This is a genomic window from Pseudomonas sp. FH1, from assembly GCF_000510895.2.
Lineage (GTDB): Bacteria > Pseudomonadota > Gammaproteobacteria > Pseudomonadales > Pseudomonadaceae > Aquipseudomonas > Aquipseudomonas azotoformans_A.
Map to the genome: position 1 here is coordinate 264,788 of NZ_AOHM01000129.1, position 22,944 is coordinate 287,731.

The 22,944-nt window shown below is 61.3% G+C and carries 23 protein-coding genes; 8 read left to right on the forward strand and 15 right to left on the reverse strand.

Annotated elements, in window-relative coordinates; genetic code table 11:
- Positions 1-131 precede the first annotated feature (131 nt).
- Entirely contained in the window at positions 132-1,382 is a 1,251-nt protein-coding gene (locus tag H096_RS29040; RefSeq protein ID WP_033902720.1) for an OprD family porin, read from the forward strand.
- An 83-nt stretch (positions 1,383-1,465) separates the two neighbouring features.
- Positions 1,466-2,365 (forward strand): polysaccharide deacetylase family protein, encoded by a 900-nt coding sequence (locus H096_RS29045; protein WP_033902721.1) that lies wholly within the window; start codon positions 1,466-1,468, stop codon positions 2,363-2,365.
- A gap of 3 nt (positions 2,366-2,368) precedes the next feature.
- Here the strand turns inward: H096_RS29045 and pcaC are convergent, their stop codons facing one another.
- From pcaC to pcaR, 11 genes are all read right to left on the reverse strand, one after another.
- Positions 2,369-2,761, reverse strand: coding sequence for a 4-carboxymuconolactone decarboxylase (gene pcaC / locus H096_RS29050; RefSeq protein ID WP_033902722.1), 393 nt, complete (start codon positions 2,759-2,761; stop codon positions 2,369-2,371).
- Positions 2,762-2,771: 10 nt separating this feature from the next.
- The gene (gene pcaD / locus H096_RS29055; protein WP_033902723.1) at positions 2,772-3,563 is read right to left on the reverse strand and encodes a 3-oxoadipate enol-lactonase; all 792 of its coding nucleotides are present in this window, start codon (positions 3,561-3,563) and stop codon (positions 2,772-2,774) included.
- Positions 3,564-3,573: 10 nt separating this feature from the next.
- A complete protein-coding gene (locus H096_RS29060) occupies positions 3,574-4,929 on the reverse strand; it encodes a 3-carboxy-cis,cis-muconate cycloisomerase (protein ID WP_033902724.1) in 1,356 nt (451 codons plus the stop codon).
- Positions 4,930-4,939: 10 nt separating this feature from the next.
- Positions 4,940-6,235, reverse strand: coding sequence for an MFS family transporter (locus H096_RS29065; protein ID WP_016975088.1), 1,296 nt, complete (start codon positions 6,233-6,235; stop codon positions 4,940-4,942).
- Between the two features lie 166 nt (positions 6,236-6,401).
- The gene (gene pcaG, locus H096_RS29070) at positions 6,402-6,968 is read right to left on the reverse strand and encodes a protocatechuate 3,4-dioxygenase subunit alpha (RefSeq protein WP_033902725.1); all 567 of its coding nucleotides are present in this window, start codon (positions 6,966-6,968) and stop codon (positions 6,402-6,404) included.
- Between the two features lies 1 nt (position 6,969).
- A complete protein-coding gene (pcaH, locus tag H096_RS29075; protein WP_017137233.1) occupies positions 6,970-7,674 on the reverse strand; it encodes a protocatechuate 3,4-dioxygenase subunit beta in 705 nt (234 codons plus the stop codon).
- A 17-nt stretch (positions 7,675-7,691) separates the two neighbouring features.
- Positions 7,692-8,894: a 3-oxoadipyl-CoA thiolase gene (gene pcaF / locus H096_RS29080; protein ID WP_191983027.1), complete on the reverse strand. Its 1,203-nt coding sequence runs from the start codon at positions 8,892-8,894 to the stop codon at positions 7,692-7,694.
- Positions 8,891-9,670: a CoA-transferase subunit beta gene (locus H096_RS29085; protein WP_033902727.1), complete on the reverse strand. Its 780-nt coding sequence runs from the start codon at positions 9,668-9,670 to the stop codon at positions 8,891-8,893. Before H096_RS29085 ends, pcaF begins: the two co-directional genes overlap by 4 nt.
- Positions 9,670-10,527: a CoA transferase subunit A gene (locus H096_RS29090; RefSeq protein WP_033902728.1), complete on the reverse strand. Its 858-nt coding sequence runs from the start codon at positions 10,525-10,527 to the stop codon at positions 9,670-9,672. Before H096_RS29090 ends, H096_RS29085 begins: the two co-directional genes overlap by 1 nt.
- Positions 10,528-10,675: 148 nt before the next feature.
- Complete coding sequence (locus H096_RS29095) at positions 10,676-12,016, reverse strand: MFS transporter (RefSeq protein WP_033902729.1); 1,341 nt, start codon at positions 12,014-12,016, stop codon at positions 10,676-10,678.
- A gap of 145 nt (positions 12,017-12,161) precedes the next feature.
- Positions 12,162-13,004: a pca regulon transcriptional regulator PcaR gene (gene pcaR / locus H096_RS29100; RefSeq protein WP_025855315.1), complete on the reverse strand. Its 843-nt coding sequence runs from the start codon at positions 13,002-13,004 to the stop codon at positions 12,162-12,164.
- Positions 13,005-13,560: 556 nt separating this feature from the next.
- On the opposite strand from pcaR, the gene H096_RS29105 reads away from it, so the two are divergent.
- Both H096_RS29105 and H096_RS29110 read left to right on the forward strand, forming a co-directional pair.
- On the forward strand, positions 13,561-13,761 hold the full coding sequence (locus H096_RS29105; protein WP_003189295.1) for a hypothetical protein: 201 nt from the start codon (positions 13,561-13,563) through the stop codon (positions 13,759-13,761).
- Between the two features lie 313 nt (positions 13,762-14,074).
- Complete coding sequence (locus tag H096_RS29110) at positions 14,075-15,550, forward strand: inorganic phosphate transporter (protein ID WP_028619266.1); 1,476 nt, start codon at positions 14,075-14,077, stop codon at positions 15,548-15,550.
- Between the two features lie 150 nt (positions 15,551-15,700).
- Here the strand turns inward: H096_RS29110 and ccoM are convergent, their stop codons facing one another.
- The 3 genes from ccoM to H096_RS29120 form a co-directional block, all read right to left on the reverse strand.
- A complete protein-coding gene (gene ccoM / locus H096_RS34795) occupies positions 15,701-15,817 on the reverse strand; it encodes a cytochrome c oxidase subunit CcoM (protein WP_003172387.1) in 117 nt (38 codons plus the stop codon).
- 143 nt (positions 15,818-15,960) lie between these two features.
- Complete coding sequence (locus tag H096_RS34305) at positions 15,961-16,122, reverse strand: hypothetical protein (protein WP_191983025.1); 162 nt, start codon at positions 16,120-16,122, stop codon at positions 15,961-15,963.
- A gap of 100 nt (positions 16,123-16,222) precedes the next feature.
- Positions 16,223-16,708 carry a lipocalin-like domain-containing protein gene (locus tag H096_RS29120; protein ID WP_082461950.1) on the reverse strand — a complete coding sequence of 162 codons (486 nt, stop codon included), beginning with the start codon at positions 16,706-16,708 and terminating at the stop codon, positions 16,223-16,225.
- A gap of 164 nt (positions 16,709-16,872) precedes the next feature.
- Here H096_RS29120 and H096_RS29125 point away from each other — a divergent pair, with 164 nt between their 5' ends.
- The 3 genes from H096_RS29125 (at position 16,873) to H096_RS29135 (ending at position 19,478) form a co-directional block, all read left to right on the forward strand.
- Positions 16,873-17,739, forward strand: coding sequence for a LysR substrate-binding domain-containing protein (locus H096_RS29125; RefSeq protein ID WP_033902730.1), 867 nt, complete (start codon positions 16,873-16,875; stop codon positions 17,737-17,739).
- Positions 17,740-17,829: 90 nt separating this feature from the next.
- Positions 17,830-18,300 carry a RidA family protein gene (locus tag H096_RS29130; protein WP_033902731.1) on the forward strand — a complete coding sequence of 157 codons (471 nt, stop codon included), beginning with the start codon at positions 17,830-17,832 and terminating at the stop codon, positions 18,298-18,300.
- Positions 18,297-19,478: an aminotransferase class V-fold PLP-dependent enzyme gene (locus H096_RS29135; RefSeq protein WP_033902732.1), complete on the forward strand. Its 1,182-nt coding sequence runs from the start codon at positions 18,297-18,299 to the stop codon at positions 19,476-19,478. The genes H096_RS29130 and H096_RS29135 overlap by 4 nt, the downstream gene beginning before the upstream one ends.
- Here the strand turns inward: H096_RS29135 and H096_RS29140 are convergent.
- A complete protein-coding gene (locus H096_RS29140; protein ID WP_033902733.1) occupies positions 19,475-19,816 on the reverse strand; it encodes a hypothetical protein in 342 nt (113 codons plus the stop codon). The genes H096_RS29135 and H096_RS29140 overlap by 4 nt on opposite strands.
- Positions 19,817-20,035: 219 nt before the next feature.
- Here H096_RS29140 and rapA point away from each other — a divergent pair, with 219 nt between their 5' ends.
- Complete coding sequence (gene rapA / locus H096_RS29145) at positions 20,036-22,882, forward strand: RNA polymerase-associated protein RapA (protein ID WP_033902734.1); 2,847 nt, start codon at positions 20,036-20,038, stop codon at positions 22,880-22,882.
- Positions 22,883-22,944 lie beyond the last annotated feature (62 nt).

Sequence of the window (22,944 nt, forward strand, 5' to 3'; positions counted from 1 at the left end):
GTTTTCTGGGGCTGAGCAACTTGCGTTCGATCATCGCCCACAACCCGCTCTCCCCCACTTTCATCGCCCCCGCACCGCCCCGCACCATGGCCACCACCTGCATAAACCCAATAACAACAGGTCCTTTCGCCATGAGCACTTTCCACCCGCGCCGGCTTTTGCTGGCAACTGCTGTCGCCAGTCTTGCCTTGCCCGCCGTCGCTGAAGAACACGGTTTTCTCGAAGACGCCAGCGCCAACCTGAACCTGCGCAACTTCTTCTTCAACCGCAACTACACCAACCCCACCAAGGCCCAGGGCGGCGCGCAGGAGTGGACGCAGAGCTTCATCCTCGACGCCAAGTCCGGCTTTACCCAGGGCACCGTGGGTTTCGGCGTGGATGTGTTGGGGCTGTATTCGTTGAAGCTGGATGGCGGTCGCGGCACCGGGGGCACCCAGCTGTTGCCGTTGGATCACGATGGCCGCCCGGCGGATGAATTCGGGCGTCTCGGGGTGGCGTTCAAGGCGCGCATTTCCAAGACCGAAGTGAAGGTCGGCGAGTGGATGCCGGTGCTGCCGATCCTGCGCTCAGATGACGGCCGCTCCCTGCCGCAAACCCTGCGCGGCGGGCAGATCACCTCGAAAGAAATCGACGGCCTGACCCTCTACGGCGGCCAGTTCCGCGCGAACAGCCCGCGTGACGACAGCAGCATGAATGACATGTCTATGTTCGGAAAAACCGCGTTCACCTCCGATCGCTTCAACTTCCAGGGCGCCGAGTACGCGTTCAACGACAAACGCACCCAGATCGGCCTGTGGAATGCCCAACTCAAGGACATCTATAGCCAGCAGTTCGTCAACCTGATCCACAGCCAGCCCATTGGCGACTGGACCCTGGGCGCCAACCTCGGCTTTTTCTACGGCAAGGACGATGGCAGCGCCCGCGCCGGCGACCTGGACAACAAGACCTGGTCCGGCCTGTTCTCCGCCAAGTATGGCGGCAACACCTTCTACGTCGGCCTGCAAAAACTCACCGGCAACAGCGCCTGGATGCGCGTCAACGGCACCAGCGGCGGCACTTTGGCTAACGATAGTTACAACTCAAGCTACGACAACGCCCAGGAGAAATCCTGGCAGGTACGCCACGATTACAACTTCGCCGCCCTCGGCGTGCCCGGCCTGACCCTGATGAACCGCTACATCAGCGGCAGCAACGTGCGCACCGGCACGATTACCGACGGTAAGGAATGGGGTCGCGAAAGCGAACTGGGCTACACCGTGCAAAGCGGCAGCCTGAAAAACCTCACGGTGCGCCTGCGCAACTCCAGCATGCGCCGCGACTACAGCAACAATGAGTTCGATGAGAACCGGTTGATCGTCAGTTACCCGATAAGCCTGCTGTAAACCATCATCGACCTTGCTGTATGGTGCGCGCCTGCCGCTGCTGATCCACTCAGCAGCGGCCTTTATTCGAGCCTGCGCCCACCATGAAATCCTTCGCCATCGTATCCGCCGTGTTTGCCCTGGCCTTGAGCCTCAGCGGCTGCATTGGCTCGCCCATCGCTCTCACGCCACAGACCGAACAGCGCCTGCAAACCCAGGCGCCGATCCGCTTCCTGCTGACCTTCGATGACGGTCCCAGTGCGTCGGGCTACAACAACCCGAGCCGTTCGGTGGTGGCCGACCTGGCGCAGAACCCGGTGCTGCCGGGGATCAAAGCCGTGTTTTTTCTGCAGACCGAAGCCGCTCGATCCGGCGGCAGTTCACGGGGCCGCAAGACCATGGAACGCGAATACGCGGCCGGTCACGTTCTGGCCTTCCACACGGCCACGGGCTTTCACACCAACCACCGCTGGCTGAACGATACCGAACTGGAAAGCACCCTCACCCAAGGTGCGGCCGACATCGCCGCAATCACCGGCGCGCCGCCCGTGCTGGTGCGCCCACCGTTCTGGAATTACGACCGCCGCACCTTCGCCGCCTACCAGCGCCACGGCATGCAGGTGTTGCTGACGGACCTGAGTGCCAATGACGGCAAGATCTGGGGTTTCAACGGCAGCCCGCGCCGCCGAGCCAACCTGTACCGGCAACTGTCGGTGGTGCGCGAACGCGTTGCCTTGGGTGAATTGCCGACGGTGGACGGCGTGATACCGGTGGTGGTGACCTTCCACGACATCAATCGCTACACCGCACGGCATCTGCAGGAGTACCTGCAGATCCTGCTGGACAGCGCCCGGATCAACGGCGTGAAGACCGCCGCCGAACCTTTCTACACCGACACGGCCCAGCTACAGCGCGCAGCGCTGGCGCGTACGGTCAGGGATGTGAATGAAGCCGTGCATTTGCCGGGCGTGTGGAATTGGGTGTGGGACGCCGACTCCCACTAACCCCTATTCCCGCGATTCAACCCCCAGCTCATCCCACACCGACTCCGCCAGGTGAAACGTGGCATTCGCCGCCGGGATCCCGCAGTAGATCGCGCTCTGCATCAGCACTTCCTTGATCTCGGCGCGGGTCACGCCATTGCTCGCCGCGGCGCGCAGGTGCAGCTTGAGTTCTTCACTGCGGTTCATGCCGATCAGCATGGCAATGGTGATCAGGCTGCGGGTGTGCCGGGGCAGACCGGGACGGGTCCAGATGTCACCCCAAGCGTGGCGAGTGATCATTTCCTGGAACTCGCTGTTGAATTCGGTCAGGGCATTGAGGCTGCGGTCGACATGGGCATCGCCCAGTACTTCGCGGCGCACTTGCAGGCCTGCGGCATAACGTTGTTTCTCGTCCACAAAAAGCTCCTCAGCGGGCCAACAAAAAATCAATGACGCAGTCGCTGAACGCAGCGCCGGCCTGCACATTGGACAGGTGCGCCGCATAGAACTCGGCGTACTCGGCGCCCTGCACATGGTTCTGGATAAAGTGGCCACCCGCCGGCGGTGTGACGGCGTCTTCGGTGCCGGCAATGACCAGGGTTGGCACTTTGATTGAAGCCAGTTGCTCACGGAAATCCGCGTCACGCACCGCCGCACAGTTGGCGGCATAACCTTCGGGCGATGTGGCCGCCAGCATGTCGGTAATCTGCTTGGCCTGGTGTGGGTTGGCCGCCGCAAAGTCTGCGGTGAACCAGCGTGCAATCGACGCATCGCGCAACGCCACCATCGCCGCTGCGCCATCGCGCAGCACCATCTCGATGCGCGGGTCCCACACCTCGGGTGTGCCGATCTTGGCGGCGGTGTTGCACACCACCAGGCGCTGCAGACGTTGGCCTGCATGGATGCCCAGCCACTGGCCGATCAAGCCGCCCATGGACAACCCGCAAAAATGCGCGCGTTGAATATCCAGAGCATCCAGCAGCGCGATCACATCCTGACCGAGTTGCCCGATGCTGTAGGGGCCTGGAGTCACCAGGGATTTGCCATGGCCACGGGTATCGAAACGCAGCACGCGAAAATGTTGGGTGAAGGCCGGGATCTGGATATCCCACATGTGCAGGTCGGTGCCCAGCGAGTTGGAGAGCACCAGCACCGGTGCATCCTCAGGCCCATCCAATTGGTAATGCAGTTCGCCCTCGGCGAGTTGTACAAAGGCCACGGTGGTCTCCTCAAGCAAAGTGTTCGGCTACGGCGCGGGTGACCCAGGTGTGGGCCTGGCCCAGGTAGTGGGCGGGATCGAGCAAACGGTCCAGTTCAGTTGCGGACAGTTCGGCGGTGACCTGTGGTTCGTCCGCCAATACCGCACGCAGGTGACGCCCCTCTACGACGGCACGCTTGCAGCACTGCTCCAGCAGATGATGTGCGGTTTCACGCCCGAGACGCTGGGCAAGCACGATGCTGACGGCTTCGGCCAACACCAGGCCCTGGGTCAGGTCGAGGTTTTGCGCCATACGCTGCGGGTCGACTTCCAGGCCTTCGCTCACCAGCAACGCCTGTTGCAAGGCACCGGAGACCAAACGGCAGATCTCCGGCAGGGTTTCCCATTCGGCGTGCCACAGGCCCAGGCTGCGTTCGTGCTCCTGGGGCATGGCGCTGAACATTGTCGAGACCAGGCCCGGCACGCGGGTGGAGGCGCTGATCAGCACCGCCGCGCCTACTGGGTTGCGTTTGTGCGGCATGGTGGAGGAACCACCCTTGCCCGGTGCGGATGGCTCAAACACCTCGGCGGCTTCGGTCTGCATCAGCAAGCTGATATCACGGCCCAATTTACCCAGACTGCCAGCGATCAAACCGAGGGCGCTGGCGAACTCCACCAAACGATCCCGTTGGGTGTGCCAGGGTTGTTCCGGCAAGGTCAGTTGCAACTCAGCCGCCAGCGCTTCGGCCACGGGCATGGCCTGTTCGCCCAGCGCTGCGAGGGTTCCCGAAGCGCCACCGAATTGCAGCACCAGCAAACGCGGTTTCAGTTCAGCAAGACGCTGCCGATTGCGCGTCACCGCCCCCAGCCAACCGGCGATTTTCATCCCCAGGGTGACCGGTGTTGCATGCTGCAACCAGGTACGCCCGGCCAATGGCACTCCGGCGTAGCGCTGGGCCTGGGCGGCAAGTATGTCGCCCAGACGCATCAGGTCTGACTCGATCAATTCCACCGCCCGCCGCAGTTGCAGCACCAGGCCGGAGTCCATCACGTCCTGGCTGGTCGCGCCCAGATGCACGTAGCGCTCGGCCCCGGCATCTTCACTGGCAATCAACTTGCCCAGTGCCTTCACCAGCGGAATCGCCGAATTCCCTGCCGTGGCAATTGCCACGCCGAGGGCATCCACGTCGTACAACGAGGCCAGGCAGGCCTGGGCAATCGGTGCGACGGCGGCCTGGGGAATCAAGCCGACCTGGGCCTGGGCCCGGGCCAACCCCGCTTCAAAATCCAGCATGCCCTGCAAGCGTCCCCTGTCGCAGAACACCTCGGCCATGCTGCCCGCCGTGAAGTAAGCGTCGAACAATTGATTGCTCGTGCGCAGTGTCATAACGCGTCCCTTATAGATCGTGGTGCAAGTACTCTGCCTGTTTCGGCAGGCGCAAGCTGAACAGGAAGGCCACCGCCATCATGCCGGTGACGTACCAGTAGAAGGTGTTTTCCATGCCCATGGATTTGAGGCCCAGGGCCACGTATTCCGCCGAACCGCCGAAGATCGCGTTGGCCACCGCATAGGCCAGGCCGACACCCAGGGCACGCACGTGCGGCGGGAACATTTCCGCTTTCACCAGGCCGCTGATCGAGGTGTAGAAGCTGACGATGGCCAGCGCCAGGGAGATCAGCACAAAGGCCAGGAACGGGTTGGTCACGGTTTTCAGGGTCAGCAGGATCGGCACGGTGCACAGGGTGCCAAGGGCGCCGAACCAGAGCATCGAATTACGACGGCCGATCTTGTCCGAGAGCATGCCGAACAGCGGCTGCATGCACATGTACACGAACAGCGCGCCGGTCATGATGTAGCTGGCGGTCTTGGCGTGCATCCCGGCGGTGTTCACCAGGTATTTCTGCATGTAAGTGGTAAAGGTGTAGAAGATCAGCGAGCCACCGGCGGTGTAGCCGAGCACGGTGATGAAGGCCGCCTTGTGGTTGCGGAACAACGCGGCCACGCTGCCGGCGTCCTTGTCCTGGCGCATTTCCTTGCTGGTGGTTTCCTTGAGGGTGCGACGCAGCAACAGGGAGATCACCGCCGCAATGGCGCCGATCACGAACGGAATCCGCCAGCCCCAGGCGCGCAATTCTTCTTCGGTGAGGATCTGTTGCAGGATCACCACTACAAGCACCGCCAGCAGTTGCCCGCCGATCAGGGTCACGTACTGGAACGAGGCGAAGAAACCGCGCTGGCCCTTGAGCGCGACTTCACTCATGTAGGTCGCGGTGGTGCCGTATTCGCCCCCCACCGACAGGCCCTGGAACAGCCGCGCCACCAACAGCAACGCCGGAGCCCAGGCGCCGATGTCTTTGTAGGTGGGCAAGAAAGCGATGACCAGGGAACCGGCGCACATCATCAGCACCGAGATCATCATCGAGTTCTTGCGCCCGTGCTTATCGGCCACCCGGCCAAACAGCCAACCACCGATAGGTCGCATCAGGAAGCCGGCAGCGAACACACCGGCAGTGTTGAGCAGTTGGACCGTGGGGTCGTCCGACGGGAAAAACGCCGGTGCAAAGTAAATGGCGCAGAAGGCGTAGACGTAGAAGTCGAACCATTCGACGAGGTTGCCGGAGGATGCCCCGACGATCGCAAAAATCCGTTTGCTGCGTTCTTCTCCGGTGTAGTGACTGGTTGTTGTTGTCATGTTTTTTCACTCAGTGGGAACGGTTATAGCCTAGACATACTTTGCAACAACCATGTTCCGCAATTGGCGCTGTTGCAAGCTTCAAGCTTCAAGCTGCAAGAGAAGAGCTGCGGCGATGCCCGCGTTTCCTTGACGCTTGCAACTTGAAACTTGCCGCCGCTAGTGATCAATAATCGAAGAACACCGTTTCCTTATCTGTGCCCTGCAACACCACACTCCACTGATGCACACCCTCTGCATCCTGCTTGGCAATCAAGGTTTCGCGCCGATCTGCCGGCACACACGCCAGCAACGGGTCATCCCCATTCAGCGCCTCGCCCTCGAAATAGATCCGCGTCAGCAAGTGCTTCACCAAGCCACGGGCAAACACCAGCACCACCAGGTGCGGCGCCTGGGTCGTGCCTTTCAGGCCCGGCACCGCACCCGGCTTGATGGTGGTAAAGCGAAACCGCCCTTCAGCATCCACAGGCACCCGGCCGAAGCCTTCGAAGTTCGGGTCGACGGCTTTGTCTTGCTCGTCTTCCGGATGGTCATATTTACCGGCGGCATTGGCCTGCCAGACTTCGAGCATGGCGTCGTTGACGACATCGCCATTGCCGTCCACCACTTGCCCGCTGATCGCTACACGTTCACCGAGGGTGGCGCTCACGGTCAGGTCTTCGCGGTTCAGCCAGGTCAGGCCGATGTGGTAATACGGCCCGACGGTGTGGGACGTGGTCGCGTTGAGTGTCATCTCATTTCTCCATCGGCGTGGCGTCGCGGCCGCGCAGGACGATGTCCCAGCGGTAGCCGAGGGCATAGGAAGGAATGGTTTTTTCCAGGTCGAAACGGGCGATCAAGCGTTGCTTGGCCGAGGTGTCCGGCACGCAATTGTAGATCGGGTCGTATTCCAGCAGCGGGTCGCCGGGGAAGTACATCTGCGTGACCAGCCGCGTCAGCACGCTCGGGCCGAACAGCGAGAAGTGGATATGCGCCGGGCGCCACGCGTTGTGGTGGTTGCCCCACGGGTAGGCGCCGGGCTTGATGGTCTGGAATTGATACCAGCCATCGGCATCGGTGACGGTGCGGCCGGTGCCGGTGAAATTCGGGTCCAGCGGTGCGTCGTGCAGGTCGCGCTTGTGGTTGTAGCGACCGGCGGCGTTGGCCTGCCAGATCTCCACCAGAATGCCTGGCACAGGCAAACCGTTTTCGTCGAGTACACGGCCATGAATGATGATGCGTTCGCCTTGGGGCTCGCCTTCATGCTGGGCCGTGAGGTCGTTGTCCTTCTCATTGATGCGTTCGGCGCCGATGGTCGGGCCGGTGATTTCCGACAAGGAATGTGGCAGGAACACCAACGGCTGGGACGGCGAGCGCAGGTTCGTCGACTGGTAGGCCGGGTGCAGGTAATCAGGTTGAGTGCCCGCTTGCGGGCGCCGGTATCCAGGCTTGTCACTCATGGTGCAGTCCTCTCTTATTAGATGCGTTCAATCGCCAGGGCCAAGCCTTGGCCGACGCCCACGCACATGGTCGCCAGGCCTTTGCTGCCGCCGGTCTTTTCGAGTTGGTGCAGGGCCGTCAGCACCAGCCGCGCGCCGCTCATGCCCAGCGGGTGGCCGAGGGCGATGGCGCCACCGTTCGGGTTGACCTGCGGCGCGTCGTCGGCGATGCCCAGTTCACGCAGCACGGCCAGGCCTTGGCTGGCGAAGGCTTCGTTGAGTTCGATGACGTCAAAGTCGGTGACGGCCAGGCCCAGGCGCTCGACCAGCTTACGCACCGCTGGCACCGGGCCAATGCCCATCACACGCGGCGCGACACCGGCGCTGGCCATGCCCAAGACTCGGGCGCGGGCAGTCAGACCGTGTTTTTTGACGGCTTCGGCTGAGGCCAGGATCAGCGCCGCGGCGCCGTCGTTGACACCCGAGGCGTTGCCAGCGGTCACCGTTTTATCCGGGCCGTTCACGGGCTTGAGTTTGGTCAGGGCTTCCAGCGTGGTGTCCCGTGGATGCTCATCGTGTTCCACCAGCGTTTCGCCTTTTTTATGGGTGACGCGTACGGGTACGATTTCTTCAGCGAAATACCCAACGGCCTGGGCCGCAGCAGTACGTTGCTGGCTGCGCAGGGCAAAAGCGTCCTGGTCGGCGCGGGACACCTTGTAGTCATCGGCCACATTGTCGGCCGTCTGCGGCATCGCATCCACGCCGTACTGGGCCTTCATCAGCGGGTTGATAAAGCGCCAGCCGATGGTGGTGTCCTCCAGCTTCATGTTGCGCGAGAACGCCGCGTCGGCCTTGCCCATCACGAACGGTGCGCGAGACATCGACTCCACGCCACCGGCAATCGCCAGCTCCATTTCGCCGCTGGCAATCGCGCGGAAGGCGGTGCCGATCGCATCCATGCCCGAGGCGCACAAGCGGTTGAGGGTAACGCCCGGAATGCTGTCCGGCAGGCCCGCCAGCAGCAACGCCATGCGCGCAACATTGCGGTTGTCTTCACCGGCCTGGTTGGCGCAGCCGAGGAACACTTCATCGACGGCCGTCCAATCCACCGAAGGGTTGCGCTCGATCAACGCCTTGATCGGCAACGCTGCCAGGTCATCGGCACGCACGGTGGACAAGCCACCGCCGAAACGGCCAATGGGGGTACGGATGGCATCACAGATAAATACATCGCGCATCAGGCTTCTCCAGGCGCTTGGCCATGGGCGGCCGCAGTGCGTGCTTCAAGGTCACGCAGGGCGGTCAGCTCTACGTCAGTCGGTTCGGCGGTGGTGTCGACCTGGTCGGCAAAACGAATCGCCCAACCGGTCGCGGCCACTACCTGTTCACGGGTCACCCCAGGGTGCAGCGCGGTGACCACGAATTCATGGGTGCCCTCCTCCGGCTCCATGATGCACAGGTCGGTAATGATCCCTACAGGACCGGCGCCCGGCAGGCCCAGGCGTTTACGCGAGTCGCCGCCTTCGCCATGGCCGACTGAGGTGATGAAGTCGAGTTTGTCGACAAACGAACGTGCCGATTGCTTGAGGATAATCAACACGCTCTTGGCCGAACCGGCGATCTCGGGCGCGCCACCGGCTCCCGGCAGTCGCACTTTAGGCTTGTGGTAGTCACCGACCACCGTGGTGTTGATGTTGCCGAAACGGTCGACCTGAGCCGCGCCGAGAAAGCCCACGTCGATGCGCCCGCCCTGCAGCCAGTAGCGAAAAATCTCACCGGTCGGTACGACAGTGTCGGCAGTCTCCGCCAGCTCGCCATCACCGATGGACAGGGGCAATACCGACGGTTTGGCGCCAATCGGACCGGACTCGTAGATCAGCACCACATCTGGCGACGAGGTCAGGCGCGCCAGGTTGGCCGCCTTGGACGGCAAGCCGATGCCGACGAAGCACACGGAGCCGTTCTTGAGGCGGCGCGCGGCGGCGACGGTCATCATTTCATTGGTCGAGTAAGCCATTACTTGGCCTCCTGCACGGTGGCCAGCTTGGCCTGGAATTCGCTGAAGTCGGCAGTGCCGAGGATGTATTCATTGATCCAGGCGGTGAAGGTCCCACGGTCGCGGGCGATTGGGTCCCACGCCTGGTAGAAGCGGTTATCACGCTCGTTGTAGCCATGGGCGTAGGACGGATGCGCGCCACCCGGCACATGACAGACCGCCGTCAGCGCCCAGGTCGGCAGTACGCAGCTGTTCATAGGCGCATTCAGGTCCTCGACGATTTCTTCGACGGTGACGATGCAACGCTTGGCCGCCAGGGCCGCCTCTTTCTGCACACCGAGGATGCCCCACAACAGCACGTTGCCCTTGCGGTCAGCCTTTTGCGCATGAATCACGGTGACGTCCGGACGCACCGACGGCACCGCTGCCAGCACTTCGCCAGTGAAGGGGCAGGTCACGGTCTTGATCAGCGGGTTGACCTTGGGCAGGTCAGAACCGGCGTAGGCACGCAGCACCGCGAAGGGCAGGCCGGAGGCGCCGGCGACGTAGGCATTGGCCAGGTCGGCGTGGCTGTGTTCTTCGATTTCCAGCGGTTGCGGCCATTGCTTCTCGACCGCATCACGCAGGCGATGCAAGGAGCCCACGCCCGGGTTGCCGCCCCAGGAGAAAATCAGCTTGCGGGCGCAGCCGGCACCGATCAACTGGTCGTAGATCAGGTCAGGCGTCATACGCACCAGCGTCAGGTCTTTCTTGCCCTGACGAATGATTTCATGACCTGCTGCCGTTGGGATCAGGTGGGTGAAGCCTTCCAGCGCGACGGTGTCACCGTCGTTCACAAATTGCTTCACCGCGTCACGCAGCGCGAGGATTTCAGCCATGGGGTTCGGGCTCCCGGTATGGATCGAAAAAGGCGCTGAGGTGGCGCCGAAGTGCTTGAAGATTAAGCCGGGGAAATGGGCCAAACAATCCGATAATCGACTCAGTGTTCGATTATCGAACGGATTGTTGGCAAGCTATCGATCAGCCTCAGGTCGCATCCGCATGGCTGACCATGCCCTTGATCACCACCGCAGCGGTGGCCAATGCAGCCGGGATCACCAGAGCGGTGAGCACCTGTTCGAAGTTCCAGCCCAGGCCCAGCAAGGTTGCGCCCATCCAGGCGCCAAGGATCGCGCCGAAACGACCGATGCCGAGCATCCACGACACGCCGGTCGCGCGGCCTTGGGTCGGGTAGAAACGCGCGGCCAGAGACGGCATTGCCGACTGCGCACCGTTGACACACATCCCGGCAACCAGCACCAGGGTTGCCAGCACGGTGATATTGCCCAGGCTCTGCCCTACCGCGTAGGCAAACACCCCGGCCAGCAGGTAGAAGATGCCGATAACCTTGTGCGGATTGAACCGGTCCATCGCCCAGCCCACGCCCACCGCGCTCAACACGCCACCGAATTGGAACAACGCACCGATGAACGCGGCCTGTTCCAGGCTGGCGCCACTGTCTCGCATCAGGGTCGGCAACCAACTGGTGAGCAGGTAGACAATCACCAGGCCCATGAAGTAGGTGAGCCAGAGCAGCAACGTGCCGGCGCTGTAGGTGCCGGAGAAGATCACCGCAAACACGTTGCGCGCCTTGACGGTTTTTTGCTCGGGCACGCTGAAGCTGCTGGCTTGGGCGACGATGCTGGGTTCGATGGGCGAGAGGGTTTTGCGCACCTTGTCGGTGCCCCGGTTGCGCACCACTAGGTAGCGCGCCGACTCCGGCAGCCACAGCATCAGCACCACCACCAGAATCAATGGCAGGATGCCGCCGATCAGCAGCAAGGCATGCCAGCCGAACGCCGGGATCAGCTTGGCCGAGATAAACCCGCCACCGGCCATGCCCAGGTTGAAGCCGCAGAACATGCTGGTCACCAGCAATGATTTGTGGCGTTCCGGTGTGTATTCGGACAGCAGCGTCGTGGCATTCGGCATGCCGGCGCCCAGGCCAAGCCCGGTGAGAAAACGCAGCACCAGCAACTGATCGACGTTGCTGCTGTAAGCGGAGGCCAAGCTGAACGCGCCAAACACCAGCACCGCGCCCACCAGCACCACTTTACGGCCAAAGCGGTCGGCCAACGGGCCGGAACCGAGGGCACCAAACACCATGCCGATCAACGCAGCGCTCATCACCGGGCCGAGGCTGGCGCGATCAATGCCCCAGTCCTGGGACAGTGCCGGTGCGATAAAGCCCATGGCAGCGGTGTCGAGGCCGTCGAGGAAAACGATCAGGAAACACAGGATCACCACGCGCCACTGATAACGTGACAGGGGCTGGGCGTTGATGAAGGACTGGACGTCCAACGTGGAACCGACAGAAGGCTGATTCATTGTTTTTATTTCCACACCGATGGCGGGCTGACGACCTGCGGCCGTCGTTATTATTGGGGCGCTTCAACAGCGCTGCCGCACAGTAATAAGTCGGGGGAAACACCGTCAATTGAGCAAACCGGGATCTGTGCGGTGACCGAACAGCTTAAGCGAACAGTTGCGCGCTCAACTCACGGCTGGCGCTGAGCATGCTCGGCAGGAAGCGCTGTTCCAGCTCACTGCGGCTGACGCGCCCGGCGTGGGTACTGACGTTCAGCGCGGCCAGCACCTGACCCGAGGCGTCATACACCGGCACCGCGATGGAACGCAGGCCCTGCTCCAGCTCCTGGTCGACAATGCACCAGCCCTGCTGACGCACTTGTTGCAGGCATTCGAACAGCGCTTCGGGGGTGGTCAGGGTGCGGCTGGTCTTGGTTTGCAGGTCGGCGTGGTCGAGGTAATCCTGCAGCGAGGCGTCGTCCAGCGCAGCAAGCAGGATGCGCCCCATGGAGGTGCAATAGGCCGGCAAGCGCCCACCCACCGACAGGTCCACGGAAATCAGGCGCTGGGTGGTGGCCGAACGGGCGATGTAGAGAATGTCGTCGCCTTCGAGGGTCGCCATGTTGCAGGCTTCGTGGAGCTGCTCGCTCATGCGGTCCAGGTAAGGCTGGGCCGACACGGCCAGCGGTGTGGACGACAAATAGGCATGGCCCAGGGTCAGCACTTTGGGCAACAGCGAATAAGTGCGCCCGTCGGTGGTGGCGTAGCCGAGCTTGATCAAGGTGTGCAGGCAACGGCGCACGGCGGCGCGGGGGATTTCCGTGCGGTGGCTGATCTGGGCGATGGTGAGGTGGCGCTTGCGTTCCTGGAACGCCTGCACCACGGCCAGGCCGCGAGCCAGGGAAGTCATAAAGTCCGGATCGCCGGTGAACGCCTGGATACGCTTGGCTGGGGAAGCAACGATCGGCGGCGCCACTGACGCGAAAGAGTTGCGCAATTGATCGTTCATGTCGGGATCCTTTCTCTTATTGTCGAACGCAGAGGGGTTCGGCTGCTATTACAAGCCGTGTCAGCCGGGATGCACAAGGCAGCGCCGACAACATTGTGCGATTATCGGACGATCATTCGATTATCGCAATTTGCGAGCGACCTGGGCCGAGTCGACCCGAAGCGCTGAGTAAAATTAAGTCACGCTTAATAATGTCTGAAGTTGGGTTGAGTTTATGGCGCCAGAATTTGTGCAATTACCGCCACGCCTGTGTAACAAAACGCTCACACAAAGTTGACGGTTTTTAACTTTATGCTGATAGTGTTATTCAAATGCACGGCTATAATGCACTCTATGCGCAGGTCCGCCCGGCTCGATCAGCGGGGCTGGAACTCGCCAGATGATGCACCTACCGTGCATTGTCGATCGCAACTATCCGCCTCGAATGCACCACTAACAAGTGGCCGCCCGTGCCTATTTCAACTTGAACGTTCTGCGCTTCAACTTGGAACACGTCGAGGGCGCATTCCGGCATAACGCTGCAACGTATTTACACTCAACTCAATTAGGTAACGATGTGACGAAAGATGAACTGCGCGCGGAACTTGAGCGCCAGGAGCAACGTTACAAGGACGTTTACGGCGGAGAAGTCACCACTTACGCCGCCCAGCCTGAACCTGAACGCAAACCATGGCGCAAGCGAGCCAGCCTGCTCGACCAGGCATTTGCCCAGGAAATCCAAAAGATTGAACAAGAGCTCAAAACCGAAGAGCCATAAGCGATCCGGTCTGAGCCCCAAGGTTTTTGCCTCGGTTGCTGGCACATAGCTAGCAGCCGGCAACCTTGAATCCCACCATCCCCGGTAAAATTTCATACAAATGTTTCAGGCGTGACGTTTTTGTGACAAAACCCACCACGGGGCCCCTCTGCTTTATAAATCAAAGACTTGCCAAAGCCCCGAAAACCCTGGGATGCGTGCCTTTCTGGGTTTTTTTTTCGGTGAAGATTGTTACCGATGAGCAGCTAGTGCATCGATTACTGAGGTTTTCTGGCATAATCGCGCCCCCTTACGACCGGGTCAGAAAACCTTCATGATCGATTTATTCAGCGGACTGGATGCTTGGGTTCTCGTGAGCCTGTTGCTCGCCCTGGCCTTTGTCCTCGCCTTCGAGTTCATCAATGGCTTTCATGACACCGCTAACGCGGTGGCCACAGTCATCTATACCAAAGCCATGCCGCCGCACCTGGCCGTGTTCTTCTCCGGGGTGTTCAACTTCCTCGGCGTGTTGCTCGGTGGTGTCGGTGTCGCCTACGCCATCGTGCACTTGCTGCCGGTGGAGTTGCTGATCAATGTGAACACCGGCCATGGCTTGGCAATGGTCTTCTCTTTATTGGCAGCGGCGATCACCTGGAACCTGGGCACCTGGTACTTCGGTATCCCGGCTTCCAGTTCCCACACCTTGATCGGCTCGATCCTCGGTGTCGGCCTGGCCAATGCCCTGATCAACGACATTCCCCTGGCAGACGGTGTGAACTGGCAGAAGGCGATCGATATCGGCGCCTCCCTGGTGTTCTCGCCCATGGCCGGCTTCCTGGTCGCAGCCCTGGTGCTGATTGGCCTGAAGTGGTGGCGGCCGCTGTCGAAGATGCACAAGACCCCGGACCAGCGCCGCAAGCTTGACGACAAGAAACACCCGCCGTTCTGGAACCGCCTGGTGCTGGTGATTTCCGCCATGGCCGTGAGTTTCGTGCACGGTTCCAACGACGGCCAGAAAGGCATCGGCCTGATCATGCTGGTGCTGATCGGTATCGTGCCCGCGCAGTTCGTGCTCGACCTGGGCAGCACCACTTACCAGATCGAACGTACCCGCGATGCGACCGTGCATTTGAGCCAGTTCTACCAGCGTAACAACGCTACGCTCGGTGAGTTCCTGGCCCTGGGCAAAAGCGTGAAGAACGATCTGCCGGGCAAGTTCCAGTGCAACCCGCAACAGACCGAGCCGACCATCAACGCGCTGGTCGACACCTTGAAAGGCGTGTCCGATTATCACTCGCTGACTTCTGACCAGCGTATTGAAGTGCGTCGCTATTTGCTCTGCCTGGATGACACCGCGAAAAAAGTCGGCAAACTGCCAGGCCTGGATGCGCGTGAGAAGTCCGACCTCGACAAGCTGCGCAAAGACCTCACTGCCACCACCGAGTACGCCCCGTTCTGGGTGATTCTCGCCGTTGCACTGGCCTTGGGCCTGGGCACCATGGTGGGCTGGAAGCGTGTGGTGCTGACCATCGGCGAGAAGATCGGCAAGCAGGGCATGACCTATGCCCAAGGCATGTCGGCGCAGATCACCACCGCGACCATGATTGGCTTTGCCAACATCTTCGCCCTGCCGGTGTCCACCACCCACGTGCTGTCTTCCGGCGTGGCCGGCACCATGGTCGCGAACAAAAGCGGCCTGCAAGGCGGCACCGTGAAGACCATCCTGATGGCCTGGGTGCTGACCCTGCCGGCGACGGTAGGTTTGTCGGCCGGGTTGTTCTGGTTGGCGTCGAAGGCGCTGGGTAGTTGATAACCCCGCTGCAATAAAAAAGGTGCGATCCGCGAGGGTCGCACCTTTTTTTATGTTCGTTTTTCTGTAGAAGCCGACTCAAATAACAGGCAAAAAAAGGGCGACCGAAGTCGCCCAAAATGCCTTGCGTGCTCATGTAACCTGGAAAAACTAAGGTTTTTTACGCTTGTTCGCGTCTTTCCAGATAAAAATTCCAAACCCTACAAAAAACAGCACCATGAGGCTTACAGTCAGCACTCCGGCAAACACCACATTATCGATAAACATGACCGGCCTCCTGTGCTTGCCCTGTTGCGATAGGGCTAAGTTAATGGAGAAGGCGAATTGGAAAATTGACGGGGATCAATGTCGCCCGCGACGGGGCGTAAAGAAGGGCAATAACTGACCTGCATCAAGGGATGCAGGCTGTTTCAACGCTTTTTCGGTTTGTTCTTCGGCTTTTTCTTCACTTTGCCGAGCGGCATCGCTTGTTCAAATGCCTGGCGCACTTCATTCAGGCGCCTGTCATTGAGGTCGTGCACGCGCTTGGCACGTTCGGCATTCAAATCGATCAGCTTGTCGTCTTCACTCATGGCTTGGCTTACGTCGTGGAGGGAATGGCTCAATAATGCGGCCTAGCTTACGAGTCGGCAAATGCCGTGGATAAAAAATCTGCCCCACCGAGATTTTTCTCTATTTGTCACGCTCGAACGTAATGATGGAGCGAGTCGTGCCCGGCCAATTCGGCATTTCCCGCCATGGAGTCAGCACCTCCAGTGTGTCGCCATCAATGCGAAACTCGCGGCACTGCGTGGTACCGACCCACGTCGGGTTCCAGGCCGATTCGACCTGGGAGCACCACTGATTGCCCTCCACTCGTTCGATACCGGTATAGGCGACGAGGGAATTTAACAGCATGGCCTTTTCCGCGTCGATTGAGCCACCTTTTCGCGCCTCGCCGGTCAAGACGAACGCTACGCGATGGTCCGCGGTAAAAATGACACGCCCGGTAGGATGGTCACCCATGGCTGGAATCTTCTTGAGCGTATCCTTTGATTCAACCTGATAGGCCACCAACCGCCATGCCCCGACCAAAGGAGACTCGTTTGCCTGTACGGTGGCACTCCCTCCCATCGCAATACCGAGTGCAGCCATACCGGCCTTCATATAGGTCTTCATCGTTTCAATACCTCAAAAAAAGAGGCGAATTTTTGTGAATTCCTACGTAATGGTATGTAGGAAAAATCCCAGAAATGAGACTGAAAGGTAAAACCAACGCGCGACAATATGCCGGAGTTACCTCAAAATCAGCCTTTTGCGGCCTACCCAGGAGGCATGCTGAAGTGGCACTGCACAAGGACCTTCCGCCGTTGCTGGCCTTGCGCGCTTTCGAAGCCGTGGCGCGGCATTTGAGTTTCATCAAAGCCGCCAGCGAGTTATCGGTGACCCAGAGCGCCCTCAGTCATCAGGTGCAGAAACTTGAGAAACACTTGGGCAAACCACTGTTCATCCGACGCACCCGCGCGATTGATCTGACCGCCGACGGCCAACAGTACTACGACGAAATCCGCCCTGCCCTCGATGCTATCGCCGCCGCCACGCGTGCCCAGCGGGTTGCCCCGAGCGCCACCGTGTTGCGCATCGGTTTACTGGCATCGTTCGCCACGCTGTGGCTGGCGCCGCGTTTGGCGGGCTTTCTCAACCGCTACCCGCATATCCAGGTGGAGTTGTTGCCGGCGATTCAATTGGCGGATGTCGCGGGCGCCGAAGTCGACCTGGCCATCCGTTACGGCAAGGGTGATTGGCCCGATGTCCAGGCCACGCGGCTCATGCCCGAGATCATCTCCCCGGTGTGCAGCCCATCGTTCAAGGCACGCCAGGACAGCCCACTGCTGATGGCCACTTCGCACCGCCCCTTTGAATGGACCGACTGGTCCGCGCACTACCAGGTCGACCTCACCCACCATCCCCGCGTAATGCTGCACGACTACAACATCGTGGTCGAAGCCGCCGTGGCCGGCCAAGGTATCGCCATGGGCCGCCATCGCCTGATAGAACGTCGACTACAGGACGGCAGCCTGGTGGAAGCGTTCGACTGGCCGCCCTATCACAGCGATATCGGCTACTGGCTCATCGCGCCCGAAGGCCCCGCCACTGAAGCCGCCGCCTGTTTCAGCCAATGGCTGAAGGAAGCCTGCGCCGACGCGTGAGTTATTTCGATACGTCGCGTGAGATCTATCCGTTTGTCGCCCCTTGATGCAGCCAACATGCTGAAACCTCCAAAACCCAGAGGATTCATCATGAGCGACTCCATCCGCCAACGCGTGCAAGCCCTTGGCCTCACGCTGCCCACCCCAAGCCAGCCAATTGCCAACTACATCAACCATGTCATCAGCCAAAACCAGTTATTCGTTTCCGGACAAATTCCCCTGGTAGACGGCAAGCCCGCCTACATCGGTCGCTTGGGCGAATCCCTCAGTGATGAAGAAGGTGCACAGGCGGCCGAATTGGCGGCTTTGGGCCTGCTGGGGCAACTGAGTAACGCCCTTGGCGACGACTTATCGCGCCTGGTGCGCACCGTGCGCCTGGGTGTATTCATCGCCAGCAGCGGTGATTTCAAACAGCAAAGCGTGGTCGCCAATGGTGCGTCCAACCTGCTGGTGAACGCCCTTGGTGAAAAAGGCCGGCACGTGCGCACCGCCGTAGGTGTGTCCAGCCTGCCGGCCGGTGTGGCCGTGGAGGTTGATGCCATTTTCGAGCTACGCCCGTGAGCCCGCTTGAAGTCCAGCGCCTGCGGGACGCCACGCCGGGCTGTCAGTCCGGCATCGTGCACTTCAACCCTGCCGGTGCGTCCCTGCCCAGCCAGGCGACCCTTGATGCGATCATCGAACAACTGCAACGCGAGGCCCGCGACGGCCCGATGGAAGCCGGCGAACAGGGCGCGGTGCTGGTGGAAAAAGCCCGCCGCGCCGCCGCGCTACTGCTCAATGCCCCCGTCGCTTCGATTGCCTTTGCCAGCAGCGGTTCGACCGCCTGGAGCCTGGCGTTCCAAGCCTTGGGGCCCTGGCAACCAGGCGACCGTATTCTGGTAGGCCGTCACGAATGGGGCGGCAACCTGGCCAGCATGGACCTGGCAGTGCAGGCCGGCGCCCGAGTGGAAGTCATCCCTTGCGATGAAACCGGCGCGGTCTGCCCGCTGGCGTTGGAATCGATGGTCGATGCACACGTCAAGCTGATCGACCTCACCTGGCTCCCAGCCAATGGCGGCCTGATCAACCCCGCCCAGGCCATCGGTGAAGTGGCGCGGCGGCATGCCATCCCCTACTTCATCGACGCCGGCCAAGCCGTCGGCCAGGTGCCGGTGGATGTACAGGCGTTGCAGTGCGACGTGCTCAAGTCGGCCGGCCGCAAACACCTGCGCGGCCCACGGGGCACCGCGCTGTTGTATGTGCGACCGGGTTTTCTTGAACGGTTGAATCCGACCCAGCGCGATGTATTTTCAGCACCCTGGACCGCCCAGGGTTTTGACCTGCGCAACGACGCACGGCGCTTCGAAACCAGCGAAACCTCTTTCGCCTTGCTGGCAGGCCTGGGCAATGCGTTGCAAGAGATGAATCATCTGGGCATCGAGCGCGCCTGGGAAACAATGTCGCAAACCGCCGAGCGAATCCGCGAGGCGTTGCGTGGGATATCAGGCATTACCCTGCATGACCTGGGCACGCAGCAGTCAGGCTTGATCGCCTTCAACCTGGCGGGCTGGGATGCATTCGAACTGAAGCGGCGGCTGGGCCTCAAGCGCATCAATATCGGCGCCAATGGCGTCGCCTACACACCGCTGGATATGCAGGCGCGGGGCCTGGAGAGCGTGGCGCGGATCTCGGTCAGCCCGCTGAATACCCAGCAGGATATCGAGGTGTTGTTAGCCGCCCTGCGCGAATTGCGCGACTAAACCTCGACGTCCACCCACAAGCCCTGGCGCGGGGCATCTTCGATCAGTGGCACCACCGGCACGGTGTTATCGGCGTTGAGTATGTCGCCCGGAATGGCCAGGTGCTGCTCCGGGTCTTCATCGGCTTCACGCCGGCGTTTCTGTTGTTCCTGCTGGCGGCGTTGTTCTTCGCGCAGCAAAAAAGCCGAGGTCTCGGCGTCGCCCTTTTTCAGGTCGATGGTGCTCTCGTTGGAGCCCGGCTGAACTGGCACCACGGGCGGGATATCCGGCTTCTGTCGCACCGGATCGAGTTGTGACGTCACCGGCACAACGCTGACGGGCAGCATGGGTGGCAGCATAGTGATTATTCTCCTGATCAACAGGCTGTCGGCGGGTGGCAGGGCGACTTGAGCGCAGGCTCGCCAAGCTGTGACCCAGTCGACACTCCCAAGTGCCCGCCACCCGTCGATTCGGCTTCCGGCCCCCCACGCAAACGGAGTAGTTTTTGTCAGAGTCCTTGGGCGTGGGGGCTTGTTCCGTTAAGATAGTCGGCTTTTTCACGGCGGGAGTCAGGCAGCATGGCGCAGCAGTATCAACCGGGGCAACGCTGGATTAGTGACAGCGAAGCAGAGCTGGGGTTAGGCACCGTTCTGGCACAGGACGGCCGCTTGTTGACCGTGCTCTATCCGGCCACTGGCGACACTCGCCAGTATGCGCTACGGAATGCGCCCCTCACGCGTGTGAGGTTTTCGCCGGGTGACAGCATCACCCACTTCGAAGGCTGGAAAATGACCGTACAGGAAGTCGACGACGTCGACGGCCTGCTGGTGTACCACGGCCTCAATGGGCAGAACGAGCAGGTCACCCTGCCGGAAACCCAACTGTCCAACTTCATCCAGTTCCGCCTGGCCAGCGACCGCCTGTTCGCCGGGCAAATCGACCCGCTGGCCTGGTTCTCGCTGCGCTACCACACCCTGGAACACACCAGCCGCCAATTGCAGTCCTCGCTGTGGGGCCTGGGTGGCGTGCGTGCGCAACCTATTGCTCACCAACTGCACATCGCCCGCGAAGTCGCTGACCGTATCGCACCACGGGTATTGCTGGCCGACGAAGTGGGCCTGGGCAAGACCATCGAAGCCGGCCTGGTGATCCATCGCCAGCTGCTGTCGGGCCGCGCCAACCGCGTGCTGATCCTAGTCCCGGAAAACCTGCAGCACCAATGGCTGGTGGAAATGCGCCGCCGCTTCAACCTGCAGGTTGCGCTGTTCGACGAAGAACGCTTTATCGAAAGCGATGCCACCAACCCGTTCGAGGACACCCAACTCGCCCTGGTCGCGCTGGAATGGCTGGTGGACGACGAGAAGGCCCAGGACGCACTGTTCGCTGCTGGCTGGGACCTGCTGGTCGTCGACGAAGCCCACCACTTGGTGTGGCACGAAGAAAAGGCCAGCCCTGAATACGCACTGGTCGAGCAACTGGCCGAAGTGATTCCGGGCGTGCTGCTGCTGACCGCCACCCCGGAGCAACTGGGCCAGGACAGTCACTTCGCACGCCTGCGCCTGCTCGACCCGAACCGTTTCCACGACCTCGCCGCCTTCCGCGCCGAAAGCGAGAACTATCGCCCGGTCGCCGAAGCCGTGCAGGAGCTGCTGGACAAAGGGCGCCTCTCCCCTGCCGCACACAAGACCATCCAGGGTTTCCTCGGGGACGAAGGCGAAGCCCTGCTGACCGCCGTCAATGATGGCGACACCGAAGCCAGCGCACGCCTGGTGCGCGAGCTGCTCGACCGTCACGGCACTGGCCGCGTGCTGTTTCGCAACACCCGCGCCGCAGTGCAAGGTTTCCCCGAGCGCAAACTGCACGCTTACCCGCTGCCGAACCCGGACGAATACCTGGAGTTGCCGCTGGGCGAACACGCCGAGCTGTACCCGGAAGTCAGCTTCCAGTCGCAACCGGACATCGAAGAAGAAAACCGCTGGTGGCGCTTCGACCCGCGCGTCGAGTGGCTGATCGACCAGCTGAAAATGCTCAAGCGCACCAAGGTCCTGGTGATCTGCGCCCACGCCGAAACCGCGATGGACCTGGAAGACGCGCTGCGCGTGCGCTCCGGTATTCCGGCCACGGTGTTCCACGAGGGTATGAACATCCTCGAACGTGACCGCGCCGCCGCCTACTTCGCCGATGAAGAGTTTGGCGCCCAGGTATTGATCTGCTCGGAAATCGGCAGTGAAGGCCGCAACTTCCAATTCTCCCATCACCTGGTGCTGTTCGACCTGCCGTCCCACCCCGATTTGCTGGAACAGCGCATCGGCCGTCTGGACCGGATCGGCCAGAAACACGTGATCGAACTGCACGTGCCGTACCTGGAAACCAGCCCGCAAGAGCGCTTGTTCCAGTGGTACCACGAAGCGCTCAACGCCTTCCTCAACACCTGCCCGACCGGCAACGCCTTGCAGCATCAGTTCGGCCCACGCCTGCTGCCGCTGCTGGAAAACGCCGACGACGGCGAGTGGCAAGCCCTGATCGACGAGGCCCGTGCCGAGCGCGAGCGTCTTGAAGAAGAGCTGCACACTGGTCGCGACCGCCTGCTGGAACTCAACTCCGGCGGCGCAGGTGAAGGTGATGCGCTGGTCGAGGACATTCTGGAGCAAGACGACCAGTTCGCCCTGCCGATCTACATGGAAACCCTGTTCGACGCATTCGGCATCGACAGCGAAGACCATTCGGAAAACGCGCTGATCCTCAAGCCCAGCGAAAAAATGCTCGACGCCAGCTTCCCCCTGGGCGACGACGAAGGTGTGACCATCACCTACGACCGTAACCAGGCGCTGTCCCGCGAAGATATGCAGTTCATCACCTGGGAACATCCAATGGTGCAGGGCGGCATGGACCTGGTGCTGTCCGGTTCCATGGGCAACACCGCCGTGGCGCTGATCAAGAACAAGGCGCTGAAGCCTGGCACCGTGTTGCTGGAACTGCTCTACGTCAGCGAAGTGGTCGCCCCGCGCTCGCTGCAACTGGGCCGCTACCTGCCGCCGGCCGCCCTGCGCTGCCTGCTGGATGCCAACGGCAACGACCTGTCGAGCCGCGTGTCATTCGTGACCCTCAACGACCAGCTGGAAAGCGTGCCACGGGCCAGCGCCAACAAGTTCATCCAGGCCCAGCGCGACCAGCTGACGCCACGGATCAATGCCGGTGAAGAGAAGATCACCCCGCAACATGCCGAGCGCGTGGCCGAGGCCAAGCGTCGCCTGGCGGCGGACACCGACGAAGAACTGGCACGCCTGACCGCGTTGCAAGCGGTCAACCCGACCGTGCGTGACAGTGAGTTGGTGGCCTTGCGTGCCCAACGTGAGCAAGGCTTGGCGATGCTGGATAAGGCTGCGTTGCGCTTGGAAGCGATTCGGGTCCTGGTCGCAGGCTAGTAAAAAGAAGGCCCGCGCAATGCGGGCCTTCTTTATTAGTCTTTCGGGGCTCTTCGCGAGCA